This is a genomic window from Acinetobacter sp. WCHAc060033, assembly GCF_004209125.1.
GTDB classification, from domain to species: Bacteria; Pseudomonadota; Gammaproteobacteria; order Pseudomonadales; family Moraxellaceae; genus Acinetobacter; species Acinetobacter wuhouensis.
The window spans coordinates 116,267-125,027 of the sequence record NZ_SGSW01000008.1; the positions used below are offsets into that span (position 1 = coordinate 116,267).

Annotated in this window: 11 protein-coding genes; 4 read left to right on the forward strand and 7 right to left on the reverse strand. The window is 34.4% G+C overall.

Annotation, left to right across the window (positions count from 1 at the left end):
• Positions 1 to 130 precede the first annotated feature (130 nt).
• Positions 131 to 1,537, reverse strand: coding sequence for a signal recognition particle protein (gene ffh / locus EXE10_RS05285; protein ID WP_068974129.1), 1,407 nt, complete (start codon positions 1,535 to 1,537; stop codon positions 131 to 133).
• 144 nt (positions 1,538 to 1,681) lie between these two features.
• Here ffh and EXE10_RS05290 point away from each other — a divergent pair, with 144 nt between their 5' ends.
• The 4 genes from EXE10_RS05290 to EXE10_RS05305 all read left to right on the forward strand — a co-directional run bounded on the left by EXE10_RS05290 (position 1,682) and on the right by EXE10_RS05305 (position 4,385).
• Positions 1,682 to 2,491 carry a cytochrome C assembly family protein gene (locus EXE10_RS05290; protein WP_068974130.1) on the forward strand — a complete coding sequence of 270 codons (810 nt, stop codon included), beginning with the start codon at positions 1,682 to 1,684 and terminating at the stop codon, positions 2,489 to 2,491.
• A 27-nt stretch (positions 2,492 to 2,518) separates the two neighbouring features.
• Positions 2,519 to 3,013: a hypothetical protein gene (locus EXE10_RS05295; protein ID WP_068974131.1), complete on the forward strand. Its 495-nt coding sequence runs from the start codon at positions 2,519 to 2,521 to the stop codon at positions 3,011 to 3,013.
• A 118-nt stretch (positions 3,014 to 3,131) separates the two neighbouring features.
• Complete coding sequence (locus EXE10_RS05300) at positions 3,132 to 3,326, forward strand: hypothetical protein (protein ID WP_130112610.1); 195 nt, start codon at positions 3,132 to 3,134, stop codon at positions 3,324 to 3,326.
• A gap of 132 nt (positions 3,327 to 3,458) precedes the next feature.
• Entirely contained in the window at positions 3,459 to 4,385 is a 927-nt protein-coding gene (locus tag EXE10_RS05305) for a tRNA dihydrouridine synthase (RefSeq protein WP_213073842.1), read from the forward strand.
• Between the two features lie 34 nt (positions 4,386 to 4,419).
• Here the strand turns inward: EXE10_RS05305 and EXE10_RS05310 are convergent, their stop codons facing one another.
• The 6 genes from EXE10_RS05310 to EXE10_RS05335 all read right to left on the reverse strand — a co-directional run.
• On the reverse strand, positions 4,420 to 4,785 hold the full coding sequence (locus EXE10_RS05310; protein ID WP_068974133.1) for an SseB family protein: 366 nt from the start codon (positions 4,783 to 4,785) through the stop codon (positions 4,420 to 4,422).
• Positions 4,786 to 4,814: 29 nt separating this feature from the next.
• A complete protein-coding gene (locus EXE10_RS05315; protein WP_130112611.1) occupies positions 4,815 to 5,657 on the reverse strand; it encodes a hypothetical protein in 843 nt (280 codons plus the stop codon).
• A 254-nt stretch (positions 5,658 to 5,911) separates the two neighbouring features.
• Entirely contained in the window at positions 5,912 to 6,517 is a 606-nt protein-coding gene (locus EXE10_RS05320) for a hypothetical protein (RefSeq protein ID WP_130112612.1), read from the reverse strand.
• Between the two features lie 231 nt (positions 6,518 to 6,748).
• Positions 6,749 to 7,717 (reverse strand): hypothetical protein, encoded by a 969-nt coding sequence (locus EXE10_RS05325; protein ID WP_130112613.1) that lies wholly within the window; start codon positions 7,715 to 7,717, stop codon positions 6,749 to 6,751.
• A 1-nt stretch (position 7,718) separates the two neighbouring features.
• A complete protein-coding gene (locus tag EXE10_RS05330; RefSeq protein WP_130112614.1) occupies positions 7,719 to 8,240 on the reverse strand; it encodes a LysM peptidoglycan-binding domain-containing protein in 522 nt (173 codons plus the stop codon).
• A partial coding sequence (locus EXE10_RS05335) for a DUF2345 domain-containing protein (RefSeq protein ID WP_130112615.1) occupies positions 8,227 to 8,761 on the reverse strand: 535 nt, incomplete at its 5' end. The genes EXE10_RS05330 and EXE10_RS05335, both read right to left, overlap by 14 nt.

Consider the following 8,761-nt stretch of genomic DNA (forward strand, 5'->3'; position numbering starts at 1 on the left):
ATCAATTATTATTAAATGTGATTTAAGCTTTAATTTATAAATAATACATGAATTTCATCACATTATATGTGTTTGTTGAATAAAAAAGACGCCTTTTGGCGTCTTCCTTTATCAGAACTAAATCAATTATTTACTTCTTATCATTATTTCCAAACAATGGTCCCATACCACCACCACCGCCGAATTGTTTTTGCATACCGCTCAATGAACGCATCATTTTTGCCATACCTGACGGATTGGCAAATTTCTTCATCATTTTCGCCATTTGCGCATGTTGCTTGATCAATTTATTGACTTCAACCACATCCATACCACAACCCGCAGCAATACGCTTTTTACGGCTAGGGTTCATCAAATCTGGGTTACGGCGTTCTTTGATGGTCATCGACTGGATGATTGCTTCCATCTTTTTCACTTGCTTTTCAGGGTTCGCTTGCGCAATCGCATCTTGAATCCCAGAATTACTCATACCAGGCAACTTGTCTAAGAAGCCCATCATGCCGCCCATCTTATTCATTTGTTCAAACTGCATCAGCATATCTTCAAAGTTGAAGCTTCCGCCTTTTTGCAGTTTTTTCGCCATTTTTTCGGCTTTTTCTTTGTCGATCTTACGTTCAACTTCTTCGACAAGAGAAAGTACGTCACCCATACCCAAGATACGTTGTGCAACACGCTCAGGATGGAATGGCTCTAAGGCATCGAGTTTTTCACCCATACCTAAGAATTTAATTGGCTTACCCGTAATCGCACGTACAGAAAGTGCAGCACCACCGCGTGCATCACCATCCGTTTTGGTGAGGATTACACCAGTCAGTGGCAATGCATCATTAAATGCTTTTGCTGTATTTGCCGCATCCTGACCTGTCATTGCATCGACAACAAACAAGGTCTCTGTTGGACCAATCGCTGCATGTAATGCTTTGATTTCGTCCATCATGTCGTCATCGACATGCAAACGACCTGCGGTATCGACGATCAAGACATCATTAAAGTTAATCTTGGCTTGACCAATCGCACGTTGCGCAATTTTGATTGGATCTTCTGATGCATCTGACTCGATGAAATCAACACCAACCTCACCAGCAACAGTTTGTAACTGTTTAATTGCTGCTGGACGATAAACGTCGGCAGAAACCATTGCAACTTTTTTCTTTTGACGTTCTTTTAAGAAACGACCAAGCTTGGCAGCAGTTGTGGTTTTACCCGCACCTTGCAAACCTGCTAAAAGAATAACAACAGGTGGTTTAGCTGCTAAATCTAGTGTTTCATTCGCCTCACCCATCATTTTTGTGAGTTCGTCATAGACGATCTTCACAAAAGCCTGACCCGGTGAAAGCTGAGTCATTACTTCCTGACCCAATGCTTCTTCCTTAACTTTCGCGATAAATTCACGTGTTACAGGCAAAGCAACATCGGCTTCAAGAAGTGCCATACGCACTTCACGTAGGGTATCTTTTATATTATCTTCGGTGAGCTGCCCAGAGCCAGTAACATTTCTGAGGCTCTGCGTGAGTCGTTCTGTTAAGGTATCAAACATTGCAAAATCCGCTTAAAATAGCTAGTAGCAAAAAAATCTTTCTTAAAATAGAAAATTTGTGCTCAAGATGCTATAGGATACTGTAGTTCACATGGAATTTATATCTTATAACATGATTATTCATCATCCTGAAAAAGGTTTGACATGATTAGCCTACCCTTGGTTTATACGATTTTAGCATTAATTGCCTATACCTCATCATTTTGGTATCTGTTTATGCATTTAATGTCAAAACGTCCTGCAAACCCGTGGTTTATCGGCATCATGTCTGGCTTAGGACTGATCTTACATGCAAGTGTACTGTATAACGATATGCTTACACCACTGGGGATTAATTATGACGTCTTTAATTTGATGTCATTTACCTCTGGGTTAATGTTATTGCTAAGCATGTTATACAGCACTTATCGACCTGTTATTTCATTGAATTTAATCGGCATTCCTGTTGCTGCCTTTGGTTTAATCCTTGGTTTTTGCTTTAGCAAATCGAAACAATTTATTGAACAACATTCTTTGGGCTTAGACATTCACATTATTCTGTCCTTATCTGCGTATGCTGTGTTGCTGATGGCGACCATTCAAGCCGTACTGATTTGGTTCCAGAACCGAGAACTCAAAAAGAAACAAAAAAAACGTATTTGGGTAAATTTCCTACCAGCTTATCAAGCAATGGAATCCCTATTATTTGATATGTTAATTACAGGTTTTGTGCTTTTAACTGTTGCTCTAAGCTTTGGTTTCTTCACCATAGATAACTTTTTCGCACAACATTTAGCCCATAAAACGGCATTCAGTATCGTGTCATGGTTTGTCTATGGTTCACTATTAATTGGACATTATAAATTTGGCTGGCGTGGACAAAAAGCGATTCGCTTTACCATTATCGGCTTCTTTTTATTGGCGATCGGCTTTATTGGCTCTAAGTTTGTGCTGGAAATGATTTTACATCGATAAACCGTTTCTAATATTTGGAAATGAATTGTGAAAACATATTACTATTATTATGATAAAGAAGAAGATATAACAACATTCTGTGAATTGGATGAGGAGTTATATTGTTTACGGGCAACTTTTCAAACAGCAAATGGAATATTCAGTACGAACTCTCCACTGACTCCCGCTCACTTATTTCTACCAGAAGGTAGCTTTTTAGATTTTATTGATGAACTCAGCCCTATCTCTCAGGAACAGTTTAAAGATAAGTGGAATATTTCTAACAAAAAGTACTTAATCCATTGGGAAAATTTAAAAAATAAGTATCAGATTAATCAATCAATAAAAACAAGTATTTCTTTTTTTCCACCACTAGGAGTTATTGTCCAATTTGGTGAAATTTTTTATGGTTTAGTAAATTATAATGACTGCAAAGCAATTTTAGGTGAAAATCAAATGTATCCACACCAACAAATACAACTCTATATCGAACATTTTGATGATGATAACTTATGGATAAAATTTTCTACAAAATCAAATTAGTTATCATTAAAAGCTAACCATCTAAATATATTCATTATTTCCTCTTGCTTATTCAACATAATACATTTAATGTCTTATTTAAATTAAGTGTTTATATTTTATACAAAAGGATTTTGTGATGAATATTCCAGTCAACACTCAACAGGATGATAAAGATAATTTTGATCCCCTCACTGCTGAAAAATGTCGTCAATGCGAAGACGTTTTACCGATTCAAGATTTGGATCCAAACTATGAGGGAATTGTTTCAACACATAGCAATGACAGCTATTGTAAATTTTCATGTATTTCAGAAAATGACGAGACACAGTAAACGTATTTACCTTGCATGAGCATTTAAGGAAAAATAAATCATAGATGTATTGTTCTGAATCATCACAATCAACTAGACAGTTTCTTGAAAAGTGCGTATAACGCACTTTTTTACGATTCAATGGTAGTGACTTTGAAACTCATCCTTGCACCAATGGAAGGCTTAACTGACCCAATTATGCGTGATGTTCTTACGTCTGTGGGAAGTTTTGACTGGTGTGTAACTGAGTTTATTCGGGTGACGGATTCTGTATTGCCTGATCATATCTACCATACGTATTGTCCCGAACTGAAAAATGATGGCAAAACAGCTGCGGGAACGCCTGTACATGTGCAATTTTTAGGGAATAATCCTGAAATGCTCGCTGCCAATGCCGTACGTGCTGCTGAACTCGGCGCACCTGCGATAGATATGAATTTTGGTTGTCCTGCCAAAACGGTCAATCGTCATCGTGGCGGTTCTGTGCTTTTAGATGAACCTGAAGTGGTTTATGAATTAGTTAAAGCTGTACGTGATGCTGTCCCTGCTCATATCCCTGTTTCAGCGAAAATGCGTTTAGGTTATCTTGATCGTAATTTCACGATGGAAAATGCGCATGCCATCGAAGATGCTGGCGCGTCTTGGGTTACCGTCCATGCACGTACTAAAGCAGATGGTTATACCCCACCCGCTTTTTGGGATTTATTGCATCCGATTCGTGAAACTTTAAAAATCAATGTGATTGCCAATGGTGAAATTTGGACCAATACAGATGCCAAGCAATGTCAGCTTGAATCTGGTTGTGAAGATCTCATGATTGGTCGTGGTGCTGTCACAACGCCTGATTTAACCCAATGTATCCGCCAGAATACAGATCAGCCTCTTATCACTTGGAATGAATTGCTCGGTCTGCAAATTCGTTTCTTAAATGGCACTTATAAAAAAGAAATGAATATGGTCGGACGTTATAAGCAATGGCTTGGAATGATGTCAAAACATTATCCTGAAGCCAATGCCTTATGGGGTGAAGTAAAACGTCTTAAAAAAATTGATGAAGTTTTAGAAAAATTAAAAGCTTAGTCTTTCTAATTTATACCCTCTTCACCCCCTCAATTCACTCTGCTTCATTCTTGTGTATTTCTAGAATTTGGGTAATTTCTTCAGCTTGAAATTCTTTGACCAAATTCGATGTTGGGTTTAAAACCAAAGTTGCCCCCTTGGTAATTTCAAAGAGTTTTCTGGCATTTAAAACAAGATACTCAGCATCTGTTCCAATATCTTGCTGAATCATTTCTAACTCTAAAAAGAATGGAATCGCTTGATCACCTTCTGGAGTTTCAAGTACTCGAAATTGCAATTTGTTATCGCTATCTTGAGTCCCTAAGCAATAAATATCGGATACAAGTAGTTGATCTATGAACTCAGGAATAAGCTCATAGTTTTCTTGGGTTTGGGTGAAGAGTTGTTGGAGATTTGGCATAGTCATTCCTAATATTGTTTATAATTTTTTCAACTTTCCCAACCGACATACCATTGATTTAATTTTGGTTTATCAAATTCAAGTTGAAGACCATTCTTTTCACACGCAATTTTATTTTTTTCCAACAAATGATGGACTTCTTGAAATAATTTTTCATTTGCATATTCAGTATTTTTCAACTTTTCAGAATAAATACATGCTTTTTCCAAGTTCTCTCTACTAGAATCAAGTGCATAAATTTGCATCAAATAATATGCTAAATTTCCATCGCTATTTAAATCAAATACACGTTGAACTGTATTTGAAAATTTCTTCATTTCACCTTTATTTTTCAATACTTTTACTTGTCCTAGATCCTGAAAATACATATTAAAGTCAAAAGAATTCTCGTCTGTTTCTGGTTGCTTATTATTAATTATAAATGCAATATATTCTTTGATTTCGCCCCTTCGTCCAGCGCTGATAGTCTGATCGAAGTAATTACTTATTAAATCTTGTATTTTCTTATCATCTAATTGAGTGATTTTTTTTAATAAATCAAACGAAGTTCCACCTGTCGCCATTTCTTCATCATTATATAAATGAAGAAGTTTAACTTTTGCATTAATTTGACCAGCCTGTGCTAACTCATAATATTTTTTATATATTTTAAATTTTTCATCGTAGGTTAGTAACTCATTAATTTCAGCCAACTCCCTACCTGCATTAGTCGCATAAATTGCATTTAAATCTTTTTGCGCAGCTTTTTTTTCAATAATTTCTATCTCTTTATCATTGTTCTGATCATATTGTGTTACTTGATAAAAACTAGCTGCGGTTTCAGTCTGTTTTGGACTCCAATTTTGATTTTCTAACCAATTTATATCTTCCACTTTTATTTCTCTCTTTTTTCTGATAGAGCGTTACTTTGAGGTTCACTACAACCCAATATGAACAACGATAAAACTAAAAAACTGACTTTTTTCATTCTTTACTTAGTACCTAGAAAGTAAATATCTGATGCAGGAATTTGACCTATAATATCAGCAATAAGCTCATATTTTTCTTGGGGTTGTGTGAAGATTTGTTGGATGTTTGACATAGTCATTCCAATATTATTTGTAAATTATTAAAGTAAAATTTAAAATCACTCACACATACCAACTAAATTATTTTTTGCTATATTTAATTTATCAACTAAAGCTTTGTTAGAGCCTTTATAGTTATTTATTACCTTTTCTAACCACAAATAATCTCGCCCCCACTCACCATTAATACGACTATTTCTCCTACTCCATTCATCTCGCCAAGTATAATAAGTATTTCGATCATAGTAACCATTTAGTAAGAACTGATATTCATGTTCACCATTATATTTCTGCCACTCTTTATCATTTTTAAATATAGGCCTCGGAAATTTACTCATAGGATCAAAAGAGGGTAATGTAAATTTATTTTTATTAGGATATGCCACCAATTTACTTTTTTCTTCTGATTTAGGAACATTCCATGATGGAAAAGGGTATAATTTTCCCCACAAGACCTCACCATACCTATTCATAATAATTTCATTAACAAGATCCTTATACCTCATTCTGATTATAGTTTTTTCAAAATAAAAATTTGTTTTTTTATCATATTTATCTTCACCAAAAATATTTAAAACTTCTAAAAAATTTTCATTATTAATTTTTTTTTGTAATTTAATAAATTGAGAAGAATTATTATCAATCGCACCTTTTTCACTCTTCACATAATTATTTAACTCCTCTTTAAAGTCAATGAATTTAGCTTTATTTTCTATACGAAAATTTGAAACAACAAGTCTTTGCTCCCCCCCCTTTCTCTATATTTATTAACATTATAAATTTCAGCTACCTCATCTGAACTTAAATTTATCACTTCATTTTTACAATCAATTGAATCTGCATAAGTTGTGTCTACAATAAAGCCTATTAAAATAAAGAAATATAGCTGATTAATTTTAAGAAACATATTCAACCCACCCCTCTGGCAATCCATTTGCAACTAACCATGTCTTCTTTTTATTGCTATCTATAATCGCATCATTAGGATTTTTCCCCGTTTTATTTATTCCAGTATAACCAAAATTTTCATCATGGGTAAAAATCGACCCGCCAGAAGCTCCCCAACCATATGCTTTTCTACCAGGAAAGATCTGAGCAAACATTTCCGCAGCACAAAAATAATCACCTACTTTAAATCCGCTTCTACAACTGAATATTCTGATTTGTGCATCTGGTAAAACATTAGATACGTCTACCCCCAATAAATCTTCTAAAAATAAGTTTGTATCTTCAGCAGCTCTATCCCCTATATAAAGAACCCCACTATATTCACCCGCCCAACCATGTCCAAAAAATGCTATATATTTTATATTTTTATAAATATTAAAAATTTTTTTAAAATCAGAAACCCTATGTATTTCACCTTTATCTACTGCTTTCATAAATTTTGGATCTTTTCTTATCATTGGTTCACTTTTAATAAGAGGCATTATGAATTCATTTAAATTTTTAGGATTTAAAACATACCAATTTAAATCTCGGTCTTTTTCTGGAACATCATCACTATAATAATATTGACTAATCTTTCTTTTCTTACTATCAATGTAATATTCCTCACGATCATCTTGCTCCCAAGTATCTGGTCGTTGAGGATCTACATGTTTGAAATAGCCAATTTTGTTATAAATATCTTCTGGTGTTACTATTTCGCAAGTTTCAGAATCAAAATTTGGCACCCCCGGATACTTATTTTTTTTAATATCATCAATATGATAGCGTGCAGTATTTAAGAAATTTGCACCACTATTATGTCCGCGCTGTCCACGCCCACCACAAATAATAAGGAATTTCTCTTTTTCAAAAAGTGACTCACCCTTTATTATTGTTACACCATTCCCATTTTCATTATAAGTCTGTTCTGCCATTTTATTTTCCTTGAGTTGGTATTTTTATAATTTGACCAACTTTAATTACATTCTTATCTTTAATCTGAGGATTGATTTTCAATATATCTGACAACTTCATTCCAAATTGTTTTGAAATTTTTTCTAATGTATCACCACTAATTACTTTATAAGTTTTTCTTTTATATCCCGTACTTGGTGCTTTATTTGGAACCGTTTTGATGTTATCAAATCTAAGGTATGGGACATCAACTGGAATAACTTTAGGGGTTTTCCCAATAATTTTTTGTATTTCATCAAAAGACTTTAATGTATCAATATAAACTTCTGGGCTCCCTTCCTTCCAAGATTCAATTGCATAAATTTCAGTTTCTTGATCCTGTCTCACAGCTATAGGTTCTGTAATACCATTTGGAAATGTTCTACTTTTAAGTATTACTTTACCTTGGCTTTTAACCATATAGTAAAATTGAGGAATTGGCTTATTCCATGGATTTCTAAATAAAAATTTTACGTGATAATAAATTGGATCATTCGATATCATCTAAATTTATTCCTGCTTTCGTTCCAACTTCAAAATAAACTTCATGCTCTGTTTCCTCTAATCCATTAAACCTCTGCGTTCTTCCATGTTCATCAAGAGTACCCTCCAGATAAGAATTGGTTTTCTTATTTACGATACTGTATTTAATATCTTTAAAATCTAAGTTTTGAAAAATTTCATATACATCAAGTTTATTACTAAATGCTTTAGTATCTTTCATTAATGGTAATCCAACCATTTTAGCCGAGACATTCGCCCCCCCAATAAACTTATGCTGTCCCGCTTTCACTTCAAACTTAGCACCCGTTGTCAAAAATACACCTGAGCCATTAATTTTCAGTTGCGAACCACCTGCAGTTAAAGTAATTTCCTTTGGGCTCTTAAATTCAATCACATCCTCAGTTGAAATAATTTGGATGCCTTTACGTGCAATCAAATCTGCACCATCACCCTGCGCTTGAATCTCTACTTTACCTTTCCCTGCAAAAAGTCTTGCACCTTCTTGAGCTGTAAACAAACTG